We start from the raw sequence: 19,825 nt of genomic DNA on the forward strand, positions 1-19,825 counted from the left end.
CGACCCCAGGGCCCCGGATGGCGACGCTACTTCTTTGCGGTCACGTACCGGAAGTCGCACCGCTCGGCGCCCGTGCCGAGGGTGCCGGTGCGGTGGAGCTCGATTCCGTGGAGCTCTTTCACCTTGAGGTCGTCAAGGCGGCAGATCATGGGGACGATCTCCGGCGCGCCGTGCCGCCGCGCGAACGCCACGATCGGGCACGCGTGCACGTCGAAGGCCAGGAGCGCGCCGGTGCCGCTGGCCTCCTCGAAGCGGATGCCGTCCGGCTCGTCCGCGCGCAGGCTGATCATGAGCAGGCTCCGCGCTGGTTTCAGCCGGAACATCACATCCAGCGCGGCGCCGAGCAGCGGGCTCCGGTTCAGCTGCTTGCGGTAGAAGGCCAGCAGCATGTCCTCGGCGAGGCGCAGGGCCGGCTCCCGGTCCACGCCGAGGTCGTGCAGCAGCGCCTGGTAGATCGCGAGCACCGGCGGGCCGAACTCGAAGAGCTTGCGATTCATGCTGCTTCGAAACTGCGGCATCGTCGCCTCCAGCGCGAGATACCGCTGCTTGGCGTGCGTGTGAAGCTCCGCCGCACACGCTTCGCCGAGCTCGCGTGTCGCGATGACTCGGCCTTCCGCAAGGATCTGCGCGAGACGTTCGGACGGCGACGACATGCTCGAAATTTACCACATGCGGCGCCGTAGCAAGCCCCCTTGTGGGAGCTTCGGTGATCGGAGGGCCTGCTGGCCGGCCAATCGACTGGCCGGCCAGTCCGATCAGCGGGCGGCGCCTAATCCAGTCGGCCTGGGCGGCCAGACGGTCAGCGATGCTCCTGCGAGCGGGGGAGTTCGGCAGGGACGCAATATGGTTCTGTCGGGATGCGCGGAGCACCGGACAGGGCGTCTGATGAAATGAGATAGAAACCTCACGGCAACAGGCCCAGTCGGCTCCCGGGCGGCGAGGCGCGCGCGGGTTCAGCGGGAGCCGGACGTCCGCCTGTGCGGCGCTATGGCGCTGCCGGTCCCCACAGCCCGGGCACGCGCGTCCCGCACGAAGGGCACGCGCCGCCGGAGAGGAGGACCTCTTGCGTCTCGTAGTTGAACCGCCGCACCACGACCTCGTGGCAGGCGGGGCAGCGTGTATGTGAGAGCTCACGGACGCGGTCGGCCACGTTGCTGACGTAAACGTACTTCATCCCACGCGCATAGGCGACGCCCGCCACGTCCACGAGGAACGCCGGGTCGGTCGTCATGCGATCGCGCATCTTGTACCGCGGATAGAAGGCGTTGAGGTGCCAGGGGATGTCGGGGTCGACGCTGGCGATCTCGGCGCCGAGGGCGCGGAGGCCGGCCGCCTTGTCGTTGAAGCCGGGGACGACGAGCGTCACGACCTCGACCCAGTAGCCGAGGCGCCGGGCCTCGCCGATCGCCGCGAGCACCGGCTCGACGCGGCCGCCGAGCGTCCGGTATTGATCCGCGCTCCACCCCTTCAGGTCGACGCGGAACACGTCGGCGACCGGGCGCATGTACGCGAGCGCCTCGGGCGTCGTGTTGCCATCCGAGATGAGCGCCGTGACGAGCCCCCGCCGCTGCGCCTCGGCGAAGACGGCGTGCGCCCACTCGGCGGTGATCATCGGCTCGTTGTAGGCGCTCGCGAGCACCCCGCAGCCCGCCGCGACGGCCACCTCGACGAGATCCGCGGCGCTGATGTCGATGGGCTCGCCGTCGCCCTCCGGCTCACGGAGGGCCTGGGAGACCTTCCAGTTCTGGCAATAAGGGCAGCGCAGGTCGCACCCGAACATCCCGAAGGTGAGGGACCTCGCGCCGGGGCGCACATGGAAGATCGTGTTCGTCTCGACCGAGCGCACGTAATGGCGCGCGACGTAGCCGAACGGGACGCGCAGCTCGCCGTCCTTCTCGAAGCGGATCCCGCACGCGCCCGCGCGCCCCGGCGCGAGGACGCAGCGGTGCGCGCACGCGGTGCACCGGAGATACCCCGCCTCGGGACCGGGCTCGTAGAGCGCGCCGGGCACGGTGCGGCGGGCGAGCTTCGCCGTGAGGGGCTCGCCCGAAGCGCCGCCCTCGCCAGGCCCGGCCGCGGCGCGCTCGCACGCGGGCTCGTTCGCGGCGCCGCGCACGAGGTCCTCCACGCGGACGTGCGGGCGGGCGCCCGGATCGAGCGCATCAAGCGGAGCGTCGATCGCGGCTTTCGGGGCGCTGCGTCCGTTCGTCTCCATGAGAGAGCGGGCATCGCTAGCATCGCGGCCGCGAAAAACAAGGGCCTTGTGTCGCGGCGGCGCGGCGGTGCAGCAGGGCAGTAGCGCAGCGGCGCGGTAGTACGGCGGCGCTGCGGCGGGCGGCGAGGTGGGCCGGCGCGGGAGCGCTCTTGTCAGGTCGGCAGCGCGCCAGCGCCTTGCGCGAGGCGATCGAGCTCGTCCTGACCGAGCTCGCGCTCGCCGGCGAACGCGATCCCCACGACGGCGTGCACGCTCGCGGAGGCGTCGCGCACGGGCAGCGCCACCGCCGCCTGCGCCGCGACCGCCTTGGCGCCGGGGCGCACGTCGCCGGACGTGTCCGTCTGCAGGTTGCACGTCTGCACGGGCTGGTCGCGCTCCCAGGCGAGCCCGGCCATCCCCTTGCCCCGCGGGACGCGGCGCGTGATCTCCTGCACCTTCTCGGGGATGTTCACGGCGGCGGCCAGCGCGAGCGCATCACCCTCGACGAGGTGCACCGTGCCAGCGATACCCCCGTTGTCGGCGACGAAGCTCCGAAGCCACGGCTCCAACGACTCTCGGCGCGCATGCATGCCCGCACCCTCGACCGTCGCGACGCCTGCGTCAACCGGGGGCAGCTCGCGGGACGCGCCGGGGCTGCGCAGGAGGGGAGCGCGGGTCGACGATCGAGGGCGTCAGCTCCCTTTCGAGAAAATTCACAGGGAGGCGGGGAGGCGGGGAGAAAATCCCATCAATCTCTCGGTTTCTCCGTCTCTCCGTCTCCCCGTCTCCCCGTCTCCCCGCCTCCCTGTTCAATTTTATCTTCGCTAAAAATGCCAACAAAATGAGGGGATTGGTCAGGCCTCGTCCTTCATCCGCTTGGGCCAGCGCACGATGAAGGTCGCTCCTGCGCCCGGGCGCGATGAGACGGACACGCTCCCTCCGCGGCTCTGCACGATCTTCTTCACGACGGAGAGCCCTATCCCGGTGCCCTCCACCTTGTCGCGCGACTCGAGCGTATGAAAGAGATCCCAGATGCGCTCGTGGTACTCGGGCGCGATGCCCGGCCCGTTGTCCCGCACGGCGAACTCGACGTAGGCGCCGGCGTCATCACACGTCACCTCGACGCGCGCGTCGCTGCGGCGCGCGTGCTTCAGGGCGTTGCTGATGAGGTTCTGGAACACCTGCTGCATCGGGACGCGCTCCGCGGCGATCGTCGGCATCCCGGGCGCGATGTCGACCCGGGCGCCCTCGGGCGGCGAGAGCAGCTCGACGACCTCCGCGAGCAGATGGCCAGTGTCGACGCTGACCACGTCGCCGCGCAGGCGCCCTGCCCGCGAGTAATGGAGGATCCCGTCGATGAGCCCCTCGAGGCGGCGCACGCGCCCGCGCAGGAGGTGGATGTGCTCCTGCGTCTCGCCGTCCAGCTTCCCTGCCAGCGACTCCTCGATCCACTCGGACAGGTTCGCGATCCCCCGGAGGGGCGCCTTGAGGTCGTGCGAGGCGACGTAGGCGAACTGGTCGAGCTCCTGGTTCGTCTTCGCGAGCGCGGCGATGAGCTCCTCTCGGTGCTGGCTCAGCTGCTCGATGCGGCGCCGCGCGAGCACCTGATCGGTGATCTCGAAGGCGACCACCATGACGCCCGCGACGGCGCCGGAGGGGTCGCGGATGGGCTGAGCGACGTAGTTGAAGACGGCCTCGCTCACCGCGCCGCCGCGCCGGACGGGGATGGTCAGCTCGGTCATGCGCAGCGGCTGGCCGGCCGTGAACGCGCGGTCCAGCATCGCGATCGCCTCGTGCTCGCCGAGCTCCGGGAACACCTCGCGCACGCTCCTCCCGACGAGATCCCGCCGGCCGACCATCTCGCAGTACGGCGGGTTCGCGACCTCGTAGCGGTGCTCGGGGCCGCCGAACACCGCGATGGGGACCGGCGCCTGCATGAAGAGCTCGTACAGCTTCTCGCGCTCGCGCTCGGCCGCTGTCCGCAGGCGGGCGAGCTGGAGGTGCGTGGCGACGCGAGCGACGAGCTCGCGCGCGGAGAACGGCTTGGGGAGGTAGTCGTCTGCGCCCGCCTCGAGCCCCTCGACGCGTGACTCCTCTCCGGCGCGCGCGGAGAGCATGACGACCGGGACACCCCTCGTGCGCTCGTCCTCGCGCAGCGCGCGGAGCAGGCCGAAGCCGTCGAGGTTCGGCATCATCACGTCGGTGAGCACGAGATCCGGCGGGCTGCGGCGCGCCGACGCGAGCGCCTCGGCGCCATCGGCGACGGCCTCGACCGTCCAGCGCTCGCGCAGCACCCGCCCGACGTACTCGCGCATATCGGCGTTGTCGTCCGCGAGGAGGACGCGCGCCGCCGGGCCGGCCTCGAGCGCGGCGTCGTCGGACGACGCCCACGCCGCCGGGGCGAAGTGCTCGACGTCGTCACGGCCCTCTGCGCCGGGGGGCAAGCCGCCCTCTGCGCCGGGAGGCGAGCCGCCGTCTGCGCCTGGGGGCGAACTGCCCTCTGCGCCGGGCAGCCAGCGGAGCGCCTCCTGCACATAAGGCGCTGCGCCCATCGTCGTCGACGCCAGCGTCTGCGCGGCGTTCACGCGGTCCTTCGGCAGGTGTGCGGTCCCGCGAGGCAGGGAGACGGTGAATGACGTCCCCACGGCGAGCTCGCTCGTGACGTGGATGGTCCCGCCGTGGAGGCGGACGAGCTCGTGGACGAGCGCGAGCCCGATCCCGGACCCCTCGTGCGTGCGGGAGCGCGCGCCCTGGACGCGATGGAACCGCTTGAACAGGTGCGAAAGCTCGCGATCCGGGATGCCCGTCCCGGTGTCTCGCACGGTGAGCTCGGCGCGATCGCCGTGCGCGCGGAGCGAGAGCGAGACCGTCCCCTCGAACGTGAACTTGAGCGCGTTCGAGAGGAGATTGAGCACGATCTTCTCCCACATGTCGTGATCGACGTGGATGGGCTCGGGCAGCGGCGGGCAATCGACCTCGAAGGCGAGCCCCGCGCGCTCCATCGCCGAGCGGAAGGCGCTCGCGAGGTCCGCGGTGAGCGCGGAGAGATCGGTCGGCTCATACGACGCCTGGATCCGGCCCGCCTCGATGCGCGAGAAGTCGAGCAGCGCGTTGACCAGCTTGAGGAGCCGGACCGCGTTGCGGTGCGCGGTCTCGAGATCCGCGCCCGACAGGCTCCGCTCCGCCGACGCGAGGGCGTCCTCGATCGGCCCGAGCATCAGCGTGAGGGGCGTGCGGAACTCGTGGCTCACGTTGCTGAAGAACGTGGTCTTCGCGCGATCGAGCTCGGCGAGGGCCTCCGCCCGCCGCTTCTCCTCCTCGTACGCCTGCGCGTTGGCGATGCTGGCCGAGATCTGGCCGGCGACGAGGTGGAGGAAGCCGCGGTAATCGTCGTCGAAGAGGCGGAATGGATTCAGCCCGACGATCAGGACCCCGGCGCGCCCCGTCTCGCCCGGAGGGGAGATCGCGAGCGCGGCCGCCCGCGTCGGCGGCTTCTTCCACGCGCCGGCCGGGAGAGCCCGGAGGTGTGGCGGTAAATCGACGACGCGGCAGGCATCGTGCTCCCGCAGCACCGCGGCGAGCGGCCACGGCGACTCGTCCGTGAGCGCGATCGTCTCCGGGGCCGCGGCGTGCCCTCGCTCGAACCCCGTGCTGCTCGCGAGCTGCACGCGCCGCCGGTCCGGGTCGACGACGTAGAGGAGCGTGAACGGGAGATCCTTCGCGTTGGTCGCGAGCGCGCTCGCGCTGCGCGCGCACACGTCTTCCCACGAGCGCGCGTCCGCGGTCCGCGCCGCGAGGTCGCGGAGGAGCGAGAGCTGCCGCTCTCCGATGATCCGCCGCGTGTCATCGGTATTGGCGCAGATGATCCCGCCCGTGCCGCCCTGGTCGTTCGGCACAGGGCTGTAGGAGAACGTGTAATACGTCTCCTCCTGATAGCCGTTCCGCTCCATGATGAGGAGGAGCGCCTCGTCGTAGGTGCCCTCGTCGCGGCGCATCGCGGACGCGGCGCGCGGCCCGACCTGGCCCCAGATCTCGCGCCACACGACGGACGCGGGCTGTCCGAGCGCCTCGGGGTGCTTGCCGCCGACGATCGACTTGTAAGCGTCGTTGTAGAGGTTGATGAGCGAGTCGCCCCACCAGACGAACATCGGCTGGCGCGAGGTCAGGACGATGCGCACGCACGTCTTGAGGCTCTGCGGCCACGACGAGACCGGGCCGAGCGGCGTCGTCGACCAGTCGATCGCGCGCATGCGCGCGCCCATCTCTCCTCCCCCGGCGAGGACCGCGCGAGCGTCCGCGCGATCCGGCGGCGAGCCATCCAGCTCGTGCGACATAGGGCTCCTTGTAGCGTGCGGTGGGTGGCGGGAGAAGGGCAGAAAACGATGGGTTTTGATTGCCCGGGTGATCCGCCGCACGTGGAGGGGCCGGCGCGCCGGCGCCGTTCACGGCGGCGCGTCGAGCACCGCGCGCAGCGCCCGGCGCACAACGTCGGGCGAATAGCCCTGGCGCGCGAGGAAAGCATAGAGCTTCTGCCGCTGCTCCGCCGGAGCGAGCCCCGAGAGCGAGCGGAGCTTCTTGCGCGCCGCCCGCTCGGCCACGGCGGACTCGTCCGTCCCCTCCTCGGTCATCACCTGACGTATGGCCGCGTCCGCCACGTCGCGCGAGACGCCTTTGCGGGCGAGGTCCTGCTCGATCCGGCGGCGCGACCGGGGCTTGCCCACGATGCCGGAGCGCGCCTTGGCCTCCGCGAAGCGCGCGTCGTCGAGCAGCCCGCTCGAGGTGAGGCGCTCGATCGCGGTCGTCACGTGCTCCCTGGGCTCGCCCTTCTCGATCAGGCGCTTCTCCAGCTCCTTGGCCGATCGCGCCCGGAACGACAGGAGCCGCAGCGCCCGCTCGTAGGTCTTCTCCGCGGCCTCGCCGGCCTTGCGCAGCGGCTCGGCCGCAGCCCCGGGGCTGTCCTGGCCGGGGGTCAGGCCGGCGGCGGCCTGCTCGGGCACCGTGGCGAAGGGCACCCCATCCACCAGGATGACGACGTGGCCGGGTTTGTCAGGCGAGGGGGTGATTCCCGTGATGATCGGCATGCCCGAGGGACGATGGCGCACCCCGCGCGGGCCGCAAGCTCCCGTTCACCTCGCCTGCTCACGGCCGCGGCAGGGCGCCTGCTGGCTCGCCTCACCTGAACGATCGCGGCCGCCTGGTGGAGCCGTCGACTCGGAATTTGACACGCGGGGGCGTGCTGGCGTTTCCTGCTCGCGAGGAGACAGGACGCCATGCCCGGGCAACGGCTCGTCTACAAGCTGCTGAACGATACCATCGATGTCAGGGTCGTGGTGGGCTACATGCCGACGACGAGGGCGCTGGCAGTGGACCAGACCGAGCCCGAGAAGCTCGACCAGTGGTGGTGGGACGCGGGGGGCAGGCGGCCTGTCGGGGTCGACAAGCCGACCATGTCGATCGAGTACATCGCCTCCTATCCCAGGAGGCTCGGATACCTGATGATGATCCAGGTCCTGTGGGTGCCCGACACCGATCGTGCGGTCCTGGAGAAGAACTCTTTCGACATGGACCGCCTCACCACGTTCGGGGATGGGCTGGCCACGATCGACGGCGGCAAGGTGGGGGCCCCGGCGCGCCTGCGCATCGGGCCGGAGGCGCCGCACAGCACGTATCCTTTCTTCGCCTACAACTCGGCGTACTACAAGCCGCTGAAGGGTCAGCCGGCCACGAGGACGTTCCGGCACAAGGACTATGCGAGCGCGGCGGGCAGCCACTCCACGCTGATCTTCGACTGCGTCCTGGTCGCCAAGCTGAAGACCGAGGTCGCCCCGCTGAGCAGCCTCTCTCTGAAGCTCAGCTCCTCGAAGCCGAAGGCACAGCCCAACTTCGGCGTGCTCGACTCGTTCATCTGGGGAATGGACAACTACAAAGAGGCGGTCTTGAAGAGGCGGACGGACATCTCTCCGCTGATGACACAGGTCCTCGCCAACGAGTACCCGAACACGAAGCTCGAATGGCTGACGGACCCCGCCAAGATTGACACGCTGTACGATCCCTCCGCGACGGGCTCCGGCACGGGGTCGAAGAAGCCGGGCAGCACGTCGACGGGCGGTAGCAAGACATACGATTGAGGGCCGCGGCGCCCTATCGCCGTTCACGAGCACGCTCTCCGCTGGCCTCCGCCCCGGGCTCACCTCTTCTCGACGCGCAGCCGACTCCCCTCCAGCACGACGTCGTACGTCGCCTCGGAGGAGGGGAAGAGCGCCTTCCAGTCGCCGGTCGGGTGGTAGAAGAAGACGTAGAGCGCAACCATCCCCTTCGCGGGCGGCGACACCGAGATCTCCTTCTTCGTGCCGGGGAACACCACGGCTGTCTCCAGCACCGAGTCGTCCGGCGCCGTCACCTGGAGAGAGGCCGCCTGGTAGGTCTCTTCGAGGTACGTCTTCGAGTCGACGTTGCGGACCACCAGGTAGCACGGCCGGTTCTCGTTCAGCGCGTCGTCCGGGCGGACGTGGAACTCCACCTGCGACTTGCACCCGAGCGCCGCCGGCGCCGCGAGGGCGGCCGCGAGCAAGGGGAGGGGCAGGTAGGGCAGTCGCACGCGGCGATTATCCCGTGACAGCACAAAGGAATCCACTTTGCCGGCGAGCGCCCGCGGCGCCCTCCCCGTCCTCCCGCCGTCCTGCCCGGTTCCTCGGCGATCCGCGCTCAATCGAGGGACGGCGCCCGGAGCAGCCCGGCGGGGTTCGGCTCGAACAGGAACGCAGCGTACCTCCGCGGGTCACCGGGGGACTCGGGCGGGGCCTTCCATGTGATCTTCGAGCCCGTGACCTCGGCGCGCTGGACCAGGTGGAAGAACGAGAAGTCCGCGGCCGCGACGTCGATGGTCTGGATCCGGGGCTCGCCGCCGCCGGTCGGCGTGGTCTGGATCCCCACGCTCGAGGTGTTGGACTGGCCCCCTGCCGGCGACCACGCGACCGGGAATGGCTGCCACGAAGGGGCCTGATTGAAGGCATAGAAGGTGGCTGTCCCCGACTGCAGGAGCGCCAGGGTGATCGTGCGCTCGGGCTCGACCGGCGAGAGGGGAGGGGCCTTGACGCGGAACGCGATGGGCTGCGGCTTGCCGTCGGGCCCGAAGAGCATCTTCTGGAGGCCCTGCGCCCACGACGCGAGCCGGAGCGCCCCCGCCGGGACCTCGACCGCGCCCGCCGAGGGGACCTCCAGCGGCGTGTAGCTGCCCGCCGGGCCCTCGCGGCACACCGGCCCGATCAGCGACGCGAACGACGCGAAGAAGGTGCCCTTGGGCCCGAACGTCGCCTCCACGTCGGCCGCCTGCGCGTCCACCGTCGAGCGCGTGTCGAAGGGGAAGCGCCCCAGGATCGGGGTCACCGACGGGCGGAGCTCCGCTGTGTACGCGTCGGCCGTCGCGCGGTCGAGATCGGCTTTCCCGAGCGCGAGCGCCCGCTGCACCGCGAGGCGGAACGGCCGGCGGAGCGACTCGGTCACGGACGCGTCGTTCAGCCACGCCTCGACCTCGGCGTCGGGGGACTTCGCCGGGATGCGCAGGGCCGAGAGCGCGAGCGCGCCGATCGGGGCCAGGCGATCGTCGAGCGGCGCGTCCCTCTTCGGCGCCGGAGGGGCCCTGTCCGAGAGCGAGGGGACGAGCGTGATGAGGAGCTTGTAATAAGGCTCCAGCGCGGGATACTTGCCGTTCTCTCCGGTCAGGAGCCGCGCGATCGGGCCGAAGTCCGCGACCGGGTCTCCCACGAGCCGGAGCAGCGTCCCCGGCGATCCCGGGATGTTCGCCTGATCGGCGACGCGCTTCTGAAAGGTGGTGAAGAACGAGGACGGAGACACCATGTCGGCGACGTCCGCCGCGAGCGCGGAGGCGCCCCCTCGCGAGAGCTGGAAGCTCTTGTAATACGCGTCCGTCGCGTCGCGCAGCCCCGCGCCGTAGCTCGACGCCGCCGAGCGCGTGGGCCGCAGGTAGATCTCGCGCTCCGAGACGTCGAGGCCCGTGCCCGCGAGCGCGGCCTCGAAGCCCGCGAGGCCGGGCTCGACCTCCGCCGTGAACGCCTCGTGGGAATAGAGGCCATCGATGTACGTGGACGCGCCTCGCCCGGGCTGCGGGAGCACGGGGGGATACGCCGCGTCCTTGGGGAACAGCACCGATCGCCTGGACGAATCCGCGAACAGGGCGTCGAGGTAGACGAGCGCGCGGCCGGCGACGATGGCCTGGGCCCACTGGGCCATGTCGAAGCTCCATGACTGGGCGTCGAGGACCACGTTGTAGACAGGCGGCTTCTTCGCCTCCGGCTCGGCGCTGGCCGCCGCGGTCGAGGACGCGCTCCCCGAGGGCGCCGCGCTCGCCGAGGCCGGCGCGGTGGGGGCCGCCGGCGTGGCGCTCGACCTCGGGGCGGCGGAGGCGACCCCTGCCGCCGAAGGGGCGGCGGAGCCGACCCCGCCTGTTGAAGCGGCGGCCGTTCCGACGAGCTGCTTCAATCGATCGAGCAGATTGGCAGACTGCGACTCCGCCGTGGCCTCTTTCTCTTTCGGCTCCACGATCTCGGGCGGCACGGCGATCACCTGGAGGTCCAGGACGGCCTGTCGCAAGCCTTTGCCCGCGCCCGACGGCCCGTCGAGCGAGGCTCCCCGCACGGCCGCGAGCAGGTGCTGGAGCGTGCCCGCGTTCTCCTGCATCCACGGGCCCGCGTCGCTGGTGGTGCCCTTTCCAAACAGGTTCTTCTGGGTCGGATGACGCGCCTGGAGTATCCGCGCCGCCTCGTCGAGCTCCGTCTGCTCCGCGGCGTCGCGGACCGCCTGATCGAGCTCGCCCGCGCTGTCCTGGAGCTCCTTCAAGGGGTCTGTTCGCAGGCGCTGTCCGTGCAGCACGTCCGACAGGCGGCGGAAGAAAGAGGCCCAGTCCGCGCGGGAAGAGCCCCGCGGCAACGCGGTGATCTCGGGCAGACTCGACAGCTCCTTCTCGGTCGGACCCGCGCCGTCGCTCACGGTCAGATAGCTCTTCAGGGTCCGGGGCGACATGCCGAGCGCGGCGGCCCACGCTGCCTCGTCTTTCTGGATGATCGCGCGCAGCGGATCGCCCTCCTTGCCCGCGTCGAGCACGGAGAGCGCGCGGATCCGCGCGGCGCGGTCGGTGCTCTGGAGCTTCGGATTCAGCATGCCCGCCTCGACGGCGGTCCGATACTGCTCCTCGACCTCGGCGCGCCGCGACTCGAACAGCCACGCCGAGCGGTCCATCCGGAGCACCTCGGCCGCGGCCTTCTCCTCGACGGTCCTCGACACCCTGTCGCCGTGGCTCACCGCGTCCGCCATGACCGTGACGGCGCTCGCGGTGCGCTCGACCGAGCTGCGCTGCATCGTGAACACGATCGCCCCGAGCGCCAGCGCCGCGGCCAGCGCGAGCCCCACGCGCGTGATGAAGCGGCGCTCCCGGGCTCGACGGTCGCTGTTCGCGAGCTCGGGATCCTCGGCCAGCGCGTCGCCGGTGGAGCGGAAGGGCTCCACCTCGGTCGCGGCCGAGAGGAACACGCCGTTGACGATCGGCGCGTCCTTCGTCGAGGCGAGGAGCGACTCGAAGAACGGCGCGAGGGCCCGCACGGTCTCCGGGCCCTCCGACGAGACGAAGCCCACGAGCTCAGGGAACCTCGTGGTCCGGGCGCCGAGCGGCGCCACGCGGCGCCACTCGGGGGGGAGCTCGTCGGACTCCCTCGGCGCTATCGGGCCGCGGGCGTTGGTCTCTTCGAGGATGTCGCAGAGCGGCAAGAACCCGGCGGAGCGAGCGTCGCAGTGCGTGACCGCGACGCGCACGTTCACCGGCGAGCCGCGCAGATCGGTGAGGATATCGAGCTTGCGCCGCACCACGCGGCCGAGATCGCGCAGCCCGGCGTCGTTCCACGAGAGCGAGCTCGCATTGACCACCGCGATCACGCGGAGCGCGTCGAGCGCCACGCCCTTCCAGAGCTTGCGGAGCGCGTCCTCGGCCTCGGGCCGCGGGTCGAACAGGAGGTCTGCGGCGATCTCCTGAACGCGCTGTCCATTGCCTGAATAGACGTCCAGATCGCGGCCGTCTGGCGTGTACCGGTCGCCTTGCTTCAGGGCTCCGCGGATGAGGGTCGTCTTCCCCGACAGCCGCTCTCCGAGCACGACGAGCACGGGGCCGTCGCGCTCGCGCTGGGGCATCGCGGCGACGGCCTTGCGCCATGTGGCCGCGAAGTCCAGGTCCTCGGCCTTCTTCCCCTGGGCGGCGCGGCGCTTCCGGATCCACCCCACGGCGAGCAGGGCGAAGCAGAGGATCCCGACGATGAGCGCGATGATCCCAAGGATGAACCACCCGTCCACGCCGGAGCCGCCCGCGACATCCATCCCAGCTCAGCCCACTGCTTCCAGCAGGTCCTCGATGGTCTCGAAGGTGGCCACGAGCTTCGCTGGGTCGACCTTCGCCCCCGGGGCCACGGCTTCGTGGAGCGGCGCGAGCACGGCGGCGACGGCCGTCTTCGAGAGCGAGGCAGAGAGGCGGGCCTCGACGCTGGCGAGGAGCGCCTGCTCGGGCGAGACTCCGCCCTTCGCCGGCGGCGCGGACGGGCGCGGCGCCGGTGCGGCATCGTCGGACCCCGGGCCAAGGCGCTCCATGGGGGGATCTGACCACGGGCGGCGCGCGGCCACAAAAAAAAGGCGTCTGCGCTGTCTCTGCCCTCACCCGCGGCGATCGGCGCTCAGAGCGAGAGCGCCTTTCGCAGCCTCGCGAGCCAGGATTCCGGGGGCTCTGGAATCGTGAGGGGCGCGGCGCGGGGCGCCGGGGGCACGAGCAGCCGCAGCGCGCTCTGCACCTCCTCCGTGCGCTCGCGGAGCAGATCGGGGGCGCCGGCGTAGCCGCCGGTGAAGCCCTCCGAGAGGCAGAATCGATAGAGGGTCAGGAGCAACAGGACCCGATCGCGCTCGTCCGAAGGGGGCTGTTGCGCGAGCTGCTCGGCGCGCGGAACGAGGGGCGCGAGCTCCTCGAAGAACAGGTCTCCTCCGTCCTCGCGAGGCGCGTAGTCGCGCCGCTGCACGCGCAGCCACTCCTCGCTCCCGCCGAGCGGGGCGGCGCGGAGCAGCACGCGCTCGTCATACAGGCACACGAGCGGCAGCAGCACGTTCTCGGGCGCAGCGCGCGTCCTCCGGGACACCCGCCCTCGCAGGTGGTCCAGCTCGTCCGAGATGTCGGTCGAGAGCACCACGAGATCGGGCAGGCCTGGGCCGGCGTCGAACGCGTCCTCGATGATCTTCTCGAGCTTCGCGTGCGCGGCCGTCACGTCACGCAAGAGGTGGAGCACCCCGTCCTCGCGAGGCGCCGCGGCCGGGCTGGATGGACCGCCCGCCTGCGTCATGGCGAGATCTCCTGATCTCCCGCGCGCGGGGAGGTCGTCTCGACGTCCGCGGGCTCGGGGCTCCACGCGTCGAGCAGCGCCGAGACCTGCCGGTGGAACCAGGGCGCGAGCGCCTCCTCTCCTGCCGCGGGCCGCTGCATCTCCACACGATACACCCGCTTTCGCGGGCCGCGCGCGCCGATCGGATCGGGCGCGAACGACGCGGTGAGGCCGGCGATCCGGCCGGGAAACCGGGCGAATGGGCTCGCGCCGGAGGCGCCGAAGAGCGTGAGGAGCGCCCGGAGGTCGCGCGCTTCGAGCGTGGGTTTCTGCTTGAGCGCGAGCACGTCCAGCCCCTTGTCGGGCGAGAGGGCGAGGGGGCTCGGCAGGGGCGGCCGCACATTGCCGAGCACGCGGAGCGCCAGGCCGTCGAGGGCCTTCTTGCGCTGCGGCCGCACGGTCAGCGGGCCCCGCGCGTTCTGCCAGAGCGAGGGCTGTGACCAGACGGCGTCCACCTGCGCGATCCACGGCGCGGTCACCGCGTCGGGCGAAGAGACCCGCACCATCACGCTGCCGTCCTCGGGGAAGAGCGCCTCGTACGAGTCCCCTTCCTCGCCCGAGAGCGAGCGCGGCGGGACAGGCGTCAGCACCTTCTGGACAGGCCTGTAGACGCCGCGCACCGTCACCGGCTCGACGCCCTCGAGCGCCGAGTGGAGCAGCCGGACCTGGCGGGCGTCGCTCGTGCCGTCCACGGAGATCGGCTCGGCCAGATCACTCCATGCGTTCTGCATCGGCACGACGAAGAGCGCGAACGTGTCGGTCGTGACCGAGAGCTGCTCCGGGAAGCTCGCGCCGAGCGAGATCGTCAGCGTCATCCGCTCGGGGGCGGGCCCTTCGGCCGGCACGGAGACGCGGAAGAGCAAGGCCTGCTCGGGGGCGTGGAAGAAGGAGCGGATCCGGTCGATCGGCGAGCCGCTCTCGCCGATGTCCCACGGCCTCGCGGGCGCGGGCGGCTCGAACGACACGTCGCAGGCGCGGTCGATCCCGTCGTCCTTGGTGGCGACCGCGCGCAGGAAGTGGCGGCGCAGCTCCTCGTGCAGCTCGGCCGCGGCGTTGTAGTCGCCGTGCCGCCGGACGAAGAACGGGAGCTCGATCTGGCCCTTTTGCGGCACCCTGGCCGCGAGGTGGATGCGCAGCTCCGCGCCGCGCGCGCTCCTCGCGATCTCGGCCTTCTGGATCCGGATCGGTCGCACGGACAGGGGGGCTCGCGTCGAGAAGACCGACGCTCGCCCGTCATAGGTCTCGACCCGCATCTGGGTGCTCTCGGGCAGCTCGATCGGCGCGTCCAGGAGGCCCCACCCGTCCGCCTGGAGGAGCGCCGCCGCGGGCATCGGGGCGAACAGATCGTCGAGCAGGCCGCCGGCCAGGCGGATGATCGCCGCCCGCATCGCGGCGCTCGCGGACGCGCGCGTGCGCGCCGAGAAGAACGCCATGGCCTCGATGAGCCTCCGCACGTCGGGATCGTCCGTCCCGGCCGCGAGGTCGCCCCTGCGGACGCCGCTCTCGATGGTGTGATCGAGCGCCGCGAGCTCTTCGTGGAACAGGGCGCGAAACTGGGGTCCTTCGTCCATATCGCCGCTCCCTCAGCCCACGTTCACGAGCTGGCCTTGCACGTTGGTGAGGCTGCCCTTGAATGTGGCCGTGCCCGTCGACTCCGCGTTGAGCGTCGCGTCGGCCTTGATCTGCACCATTGCCCCGGACACGCTCACCTTGGTCTGCCCGGCGGCGTCGACCTCCATCGACGCGACCTTGGCCGCGGAGGACGTCAGATCCACCGTGCTCTGACCGCCTCCAGAGAGGGCGATCTTCGTGTTGCCGGTGACGCTCACGTTGGTGCCGGTCGCCGAGATGTCCTTCTCCGACGAGAGGGTCATGTCCTTCGCGCTCTTCACGGTCATCGTGTCGTCGCTCTGGTAGGTGGACGCCTTGGTCGACTTCATGGTGATCGTCTCGGAGGCCGTCACCTCGAACTCCTTGCACGAGACGCTGACCTTCGCGGAGGTCTGCGTGATGGTGCTCGTCGCGTCGGAGCCCTTCACGGTGAGCGTGATCGAGGTCCCGTTCATGGCGACGGTCTGCGTGATCTGGTCGTCCTTGTTCTCGATCGTGACGGTGATCCCCTCCACCTTGTCGAGCTCCACGGTGCAGACCAGCTTGCCCACGACTAGGACCCTCCCCCTTCCGTCTCCTCGACCTTGAGGGTCATCTTGCCCTCTTCGAGGCGCAAGAGCACCGTGTCCTTCTCGTTCGTGCGGAGCACGCGGAGGACCGGTTTGTCGCTCTGGTAGTCGTGGAGCATCGAGGTGTTGCTCTTGTCGGATTTTCCGAAGAGCAGGTGTTGTCCCTGGCCGTCCTGCGGCACCCGCGCGCCGGGACGGTGATCGAGGACGCGGACGATCTCCGCGCGATCGAAGAAGCACGCGAGCCGCACCCGCTCCTGTTTGTAGACGGGCAGGTAGAAGGTGCCTGTCGCCTGCGCCGACATGTACGGCGCCTTGATCTGCTTGCTCTCGAAGGACGGGATCTCGACCTTGTACTCGTCCACGGACGTTGTCTCGTTCGCGGTGATCTCGTAGGTGACGTCTGTGTCCTCGCCGACCGCGCTCACGCACTTTCCTTCGAGGTAACCCGGGAACCTCGGGCGTACGAACGGCGAGAGGGACACGAAGGGGTCGTCCTGGTCCTCGAGCAGGAGGCCGAGCTCGATCTCGAACCCCGTCGCGGTGTCGCCGTAGTCCGCCTCGGGGCCCTGGTCGAGCGCGCGCGCCGACATCGAGAGATCGAGCACGCGCAGGTCGCCCGGGGGGGTGCGGATGGAGCTGGAGAACCCGCCGCTCGCCGACACGGTGACCAGGCTGCCCGGGGAGACAGGCACGGTGGGGAACCGCGCGAACGAGAGCGCCAACCGGGTCGCGGGCGCGCGCGCGCGCGCTGTCTCGGCGGTCACCTGATCGTCGCCCTCCTGCGCGACATCCGTGCAGATCACCACGTCCTCGTAAATGCCAGTCGCCGCGTCCTGGTTCGTGATCGCCGAGAGCTTCGGGGACGCCGCCGAGACGTTGACGACGCGCGGGGCGTACCGCGCGGGCTCGGCGATCTCCCAGGTCAGGTCGACCACGTCCTCGCGCGGCAGGATCGCCGCCGTCCCCGAGGCGTCCTTGGTCTTCGAGAGCTTGTAGGTCCCGGCCGTGTGATCGAACGTCAGGACGCCCGCCCTGTCGCTCACGTACCAGGTCACGAGATCGTAGAAGCTCGCGCCCGCGGCCTTGTGGAGGTGGAAGAACACCATCGGCACCGCGGCGGACAGCGTGTCCCAGTCGTAGGAGAGCGTGATCTTGTCGCCCTTGTTGGCGTCGAGGACGTCCTGGAACGACTGATCCACGTAGAGCAGCGTCGGGTGGTGCTGCCTCCAGAGGGCGCGCGCCGCGTCCACGAAGCGGACGCGATATCTGCGGTAGAGCACCGGGCGCTCCGTGAAGCCCCTGTCGTGGATCTTCTCGGTCACGCTCCGCTCGACGACGAGGCCGCGCGTCGCGATCGCCGGGAGGGTAGGGTCCTTCTTCGCGTCCGAGCGCACGGCGGTGACGGAGAGGCTCACCTCGGCGAGATCGGGCTTCTGGAAGTCGGCGAGCACGTCGTCCGTGTACTGGCCGCCTCGTGTCTGGTCGTCCTGGAGGACGAACTCCACCGTTCCTTCGGCGCCCCACGGCGTGAGCCGGAGCGAGAAGCCGCGCACGTTGCCGCCCTGGATCGTGTGGGCCGTGCCGCCACAGGTGAGCGTCAGGGTGGCGGCGAGCCGGTCGTTCACGCGGGCGCCTTTCCTCCGTCCGGCCCCGGGGCCATGGGCTCGACGGTCACGTAGCGCAGGATCGTGTGCATCCGGATCCAGAAGGCCGCGGGGCTCCCCTCGACCTCGCACTGGAGCTGGAAGGCCGCGTACAGGGTGCTGTCCGCGCCGAGGAAGGTGAGCACCGGCTTCTCGGCGCGCGGCTCGTAGTCCTCGATGAGCTTCAGCATCTCGCGGCCCAGGGTCTCGATGAGCGGGTTCGTCGCGAGGTGTTCTTCGTAGTCGCCGAGGCCGAAGACCTCGGCCGCCTCGGCATATCCCTTCTTCGCGTTCAGCACGGTCGCGAGGTTCCGCGCGACCGACTTCAGGGCGGGCTCCATGCGCTCACCGGCCAGACGTCCCAGGAGGCCCATCGTCCGCCCTCAGCGCGCCGTGCTCGCCGGATAGGTCCAGTAGAGGGCGGCGCGGATGCCCTCCAGCTCCTTCGGGCGCCAGAAGCCGATGGAGCGGCTGGCACGCACGTACTTCCACTCTTCTTCGAGCGTGGCGACGCGCTGCGTGTCCGCGCGGTGCGGCTCCGTGCGCTGCGTGTCCGCGCGGTGCGGCTCCATGCGCTGCGTGTCCACGCGGTGCCCGTCGAGCCGCTGCCGCTGCTTGCCGTCGGGCTTCGGGAGCGCGTAGACGTCGAACCGAGCGCCGAAGTCGGCGGGGGAGGCGCTCGTCCGGGCGGGCCGGATCCCGCGCGTGGAATGCTGATTGATCCAGGGCAGCCGGCTCGGCTCGCCGAGGCGCACGTTGTACCGCTCCAGGGGCATCTCGCCGTACGGCGTCGGGCGCTCGATGACCAGGTAGATCTCCGGCGCGTCGAGCACGTCCTCGGGGATGTCCTGCGCCACGAAGCGGCCCTCCGACTCCATGAGCTGGATGGTCGGCGTCGTGAGGGGCAGCCCGTCGATCCGGGCCTCGATCGCGTAGATCAAGTCGCCGAACAGGCCGCCGAGGTTGTCGTGATCATACCTCGGAAGGAGGCCGTCGGGCAGCATGCCCTCGATGAGGTGGAGCTCCACGAGGAGCGACCGCAGCGCCGCGAGCACGGTGTGCGGGTGCAGGCGCGCGTGCGAGCGGCTCTCGGCGCCCTGCGGGGCGTCGAGGAGCGCGTCGTCGAGGAGCGCGACGGCCTTCATCACCTCGGCGCGCCCGCGCAGGAAGGCCTGCGTGGGGCCGGCCGACCTTCGGGCCTGGGCCACGTGCTTGCGGAGCTCGTCGGAGTACCGGGTGAGCCGGTCTCGCAGCCCGACGAGGCGCGCGTGGAGATGGGGAGTCGATCGGAGCCGGAGGAGGGGTGGGACGACGGCGGGAGCGACGTGGAACGCCTTGCCGTCGCGCGTCTCGAAGCGCCCGACGTGGAGCGATCGGCCGCGCGCGGACGCCTCCTTGAACGACAGCTCGGAGCGGAGGGTGATGCGGGGAGTCCCCACGGCGCCCGCCCGCTGGCCCTCGGTGGGCTCCGCGGGGAGCGCGTGGAAGTAGACGTCGACCTCGGGCGTGCCCGCGGCCTTGAGCTTCACGGGCTCAGGGAGAGAGAGGTTGTCGGAGGAGCGGACGATCGGCCCGCCGGGCATGGCGGCCGTCGCCCTCTCGAGCCGCAGGATCCCGCGCGAGAGGTCGCCGGGATCCCACGCCAGCTCGAGCCAGCCGTACGCCGGGAGCCCGGGAGCCTCGGCCCGCGCGCGAAACTCCTCGGACAGGGACTCCTCCAGAGACTCGAAGTCTTCCGGGCGGAGGATCTGTCCGAGGTGCCAGTCGACGCGGGCGAGGCTCTCCATCTCGTCTCCCGTCAGCCGAGGGCCAGGCCCCAGGACTTGACGACGTTCTTCTGATCGGCGGTCGCGATGTGGAGGGTCTGCGCGCTGGGCTGCGGCTTGATCCCGATCTGGAACGCGTAGTTGATCGGAGACTGCACCTCGGTGGCGGCGTCGTCGGCGACCGAGACGTTGAGGTCCTCCCCGCGCTTCTCGAGCAGGCCGTTCATGTCGGTCTGGTTCGCGTGGAACGCGAGGTAGTACTTCTTGGCGACCGGGTCGTAGTCGTACACCGCGAACTGGTACACGACCTCGACGCTCGTCAGGCTGTTGATGATCAGGCTCGCGAGGGTCTGCCGGTTCGGCGCCGAGACCTGGCCGGAGAGGTACACCGCGTCGGTGACGCCCGTCTCCCACAGGGCGCCGCTCAGCACCGCCACGCACTTGAGATCCGTGGTGGGGTTCGTCGGGTCCTTGCAGGTCTGATCGACCGTGAGATCCGTGCCGGCGACCTTGATCTTGGTCAGGTAGCCGACCGGGGTCTGCTTGTCCTTCTTGTAGTTATATCCCTGGTAGATATCGAGACTTCTTCTGTATTCAGGCATGGCAGCTCGTCCTT

General features: G+C 70.6%; 16 protein-coding genes. 1 reads left to right on the top strand and 15 read right to left on the bottom strand.

What is annotated here, in order from left to right; genetic code table 11:
• Window positions 1-26: 26 nt before the first annotated feature.
• The 5 genes from WME79_RS01050 to WME79_RS01070 all read right to left on the bottom strand — a co-directional run bounded on the left by WME79_RS01050 (window position 27) and on the right by WME79_RS01070 (window position 7,275).
• Window positions 27-497, bottom strand: a complete 471-nt coding sequence (locus WME79_RS01050; RefSeq protein ID WP_437531079.1) for an L-2-amino-thiazoline-4-carboxylic acid hydrolase — start codon at window positions 495-497, stop codon at window positions 27-29.
• 488 nt (window positions 498-985) lie between these two features.
• A complete protein-coding gene (locus tag WME79_RS01055; RefSeq protein WP_437531081.1) occupies window positions 986-2,215 on the bottom strand; it encodes a radical SAM protein in 1,230 nt (409 codons plus the stop codon).
• 152 nt (window positions 2,216-2,367) lie between these two features.
• Complete coding sequence (locus tag WME79_RS01060) at window positions 2,368-2,784, bottom strand: GAF domain-containing protein (RefSeq protein WP_437531083.1); 417 nt, start codon at window positions 2,782-2,784, stop codon at window positions 2,368-2,370.
• 264 nt (window positions 2,785-3,048) lie between these two features.
• The gene (locus tag WME79_RS01065) at window positions 3,049-6,528 is read right to left on the bottom strand and encodes an ATP-binding protein (protein WP_437531085.1); all 3,480 of its coding nucleotides are present in this window, start codon (window positions 6,526-6,528) and stop codon (window positions 3,049-3,051) included.
• 108 nt (window positions 6,529-6,636) lie between these two features.
• A complete protein-coding gene (locus WME79_RS01070; protein WP_437531087.1) occupies window positions 6,637-7,275 on the bottom strand; it encodes a regulatory protein RecX in 639 nt (212 codons plus the stop codon).
• 189 nt (window positions 7,276-7,464) lie between these two features.
• Here WME79_RS01070 and WME79_RS01075 point away from each other — a divergent pair, with 189 nt between their 5' ends.
• On the top strand, window positions 7,465-8,322 hold the full coding sequence (locus WME79_RS01075; protein WP_437531089.1) for a hypothetical protein: 858 nt from the start codon (window positions 7,465-7,467) through the stop codon (window positions 8,320-8,322).
• Window positions 8,323-8,381: 59 nt separating this feature from the next.
• Here WME79_RS01075 and WME79_RS01080 read toward each other — a convergent pair whose 3' ends face one another.
• From WME79_RS01080 to WME79_RS01125, 10 genes are all read right to left on the bottom strand, one after another.
• Window positions 8,382-8,792, bottom strand: a complete 411-nt coding sequence (locus WME79_RS01080) for a hypothetical protein (RefSeq protein WP_437531091.1) — start codon at window positions 8,790-8,792, stop codon at window positions 8,382-8,384.
• A gap of 107 nt (window positions 8,793-8,899) precedes the next feature.
• Window positions 8,900-12,574 carry a hypothetical protein gene (locus WME79_RS01085; RefSeq protein ID WP_437531093.1) on the bottom strand — a complete coding sequence of 1,225 codons (3,675 nt, stop codon included), beginning with the start codon at window positions 12,572-12,574 and terminating at the stop codon, window positions 8,900-8,902.
• Window positions 12,575-12,580: 6 nt separating this feature from the next.
• Entirely contained in the window at window positions 12,581-12,841 is a 261-nt protein-coding gene (locus WME79_RS01090) for a hypothetical protein (protein ID WP_272097272.1), read from the bottom strand.
• Window positions 12,842-12,924: 83 nt separating this feature from the next.
• Window positions 12,925-13,578: a hypothetical protein gene (locus WME79_RS01095; protein ID WP_437531095.1), complete on the bottom strand. Its 654-nt coding sequence runs from the start codon at window positions 13,576-13,578 to the stop codon at window positions 12,925-12,927.
• Window positions 13,575-15,188: a type VI secretion system baseplate subunit TssF gene (locus WME79_RS01100; RefSeq protein WP_437531097.1), complete on the bottom strand. Its 1,614-nt coding sequence runs from the start codon at window positions 15,186-15,188 to the stop codon at window positions 13,575-13,577. The genes WME79_RS01095 and WME79_RS01100 overlap by 4 nt, the downstream gene beginning before the upstream one ends.
• A 12-nt stretch (window positions 15,189-15,200) precedes the next feature.
• Complete coding sequence (locus tag WME79_RS01105; RefSeq protein ID WP_437531099.1) at window positions 15,201-15,779, bottom strand: hypothetical protein; 579 nt, start codon at window positions 15,777-15,779, stop codon at window positions 15,201-15,203.
• A gap of 2 nt (window positions 15,780-15,781) precedes the next feature.
• Window positions 15,782-17,425, bottom strand: coding sequence for a hypothetical protein (locus WME79_RS01110; RefSeq protein WP_437531101.1), 1,644 nt, complete (start codon window positions 17,423-17,425; stop codon window positions 15,782-15,784).
• Complete coding sequence (locus tag WME79_RS01115) at window positions 17,422-17,784, bottom strand: GPW/gp25 family protein (protein WP_437531103.1); 363 nt, start codon at window positions 17,782-17,784, stop codon at window positions 17,422-17,424. Before WME79_RS01115 ends, WME79_RS01110 begins: the two co-directional genes overlap by 4 nt.
• Window positions 17,785-17,826: 42 nt before the next feature.
• A complete protein-coding gene (gene tssK / locus WME79_RS01120; protein WP_437531105.1) occupies window positions 17,827-19,230 on the bottom strand; it encodes a type VI secretion system baseplate subunit TssK in 1,404 nt (467 codons plus the stop codon).
• A gap of 11 nt (window positions 19,231-19,241) precedes the next feature.
• A complete protein-coding gene (locus tag WME79_RS01125) occupies window positions 19,242-19,811 on the bottom strand; it encodes a hypothetical protein (RefSeq protein WP_437531107.1) in 570 nt (189 codons plus the stop codon).
• Window positions 19,812-19,825: the final 14 nt, after the last annotated feature.

Source organism: Sorangium sp. So ce726, assembly GCF_051521405.1.
Classification (GTDB): Bacteria; Myxococcota_A; Polyangia; order Polyangiales; family Polyangiaceae; genus Sorangium.

Bases quoted from the DNA above. Each gene is read 5' to 3' on its own strand.
- WME79_RS01100 (WP_437531097.1), bottom strand. From the start codon at position 15,188: ATGGACGAAGGACCCCAGTTTCGCGCCCTGTTCCACGAAGAGCTCGCG.
- WME79_RS01125 (WP_437531107.1), bottom strand. From the start codon at position 19,811: ATGCCTGAATACAGAAGAAGTCTCGATATCTACCAGGGATATAACTAC.
- WME79_RS01060 (WP_437531083.1), bottom strand. From the start codon at position 2,784: ATGCATGCGCGCCGAGAGTCGTTGGAGCCGTGGCTTCGGAGCTTCGTC.
- tssK (WP_437531105.1), bottom strand. From the start codon at position 19,230: ATGGAGAGCCTCGCCCGCGTCGACTGGCACCTCGGACAGATCCTCCGC.
- WME79_RS01085 (WP_437531093.1), bottom strand. From the start codon at position 12,574: ATGGATGTCGCGGGCGGCTCCGGCGTGGACGGGTGGTTCATCCTTGGG.
- WME79_RS01050 (WP_437531079.1), bottom strand. From the start codon at position 497: ATGAATCGCAAGCTCTTCGAGTTCGGCCCGCCGGTGCTCGCGATCTAC.
- WME79_RS01075 (WP_437531089.1), top strand. From the start codon at position 7,465: ATGCCCGGGCAACGGCTCGTCTACAAGCTGCTGAACGATACCATCGAT.
- WME79_RS01065 (WP_437531085.1), bottom strand. From the start codon at position 6,528: ATGTCGCACGAGCTGGATGGCTCGCCGCCGGATCGCGCGGACGCTCGC.
- WME79_RS01070 (WP_437531087.1), bottom strand. From the start codon at position 7,275: ATGCCGATCATCACGGGAATCACCCCCTCGCCTGACAAACCCGGCCAC.
- WME79_RS01095 (WP_437531095.1), bottom strand. From the start codon at position 13,578: ATGACGCAGGCGGGCGGTCCATCCAGCCCGGCCGCGGCGCCTCGCGAG.
- WME79_RS01055 (WP_437531081.1), bottom strand. From the start codon at position 2,215: ATGGAGACGAACGGACGCAGCGCCCCGAAAGCCGCGATCGACGCTCCG.
- WME79_RS01090 (WP_272097272.1), bottom strand. From the start codon at position 12,841: ATGGAGCGCCTTGGCCCGGGGTCCGACGATGCCGCACCGGCGCCGCGC.
- WME79_RS01115 (WP_437531103.1), bottom strand. From the start codon at position 17,784: ATGGAGCCCGCCCTGAAGTCGGTCGCGCGGAACCTCGCGACCGTGCTG.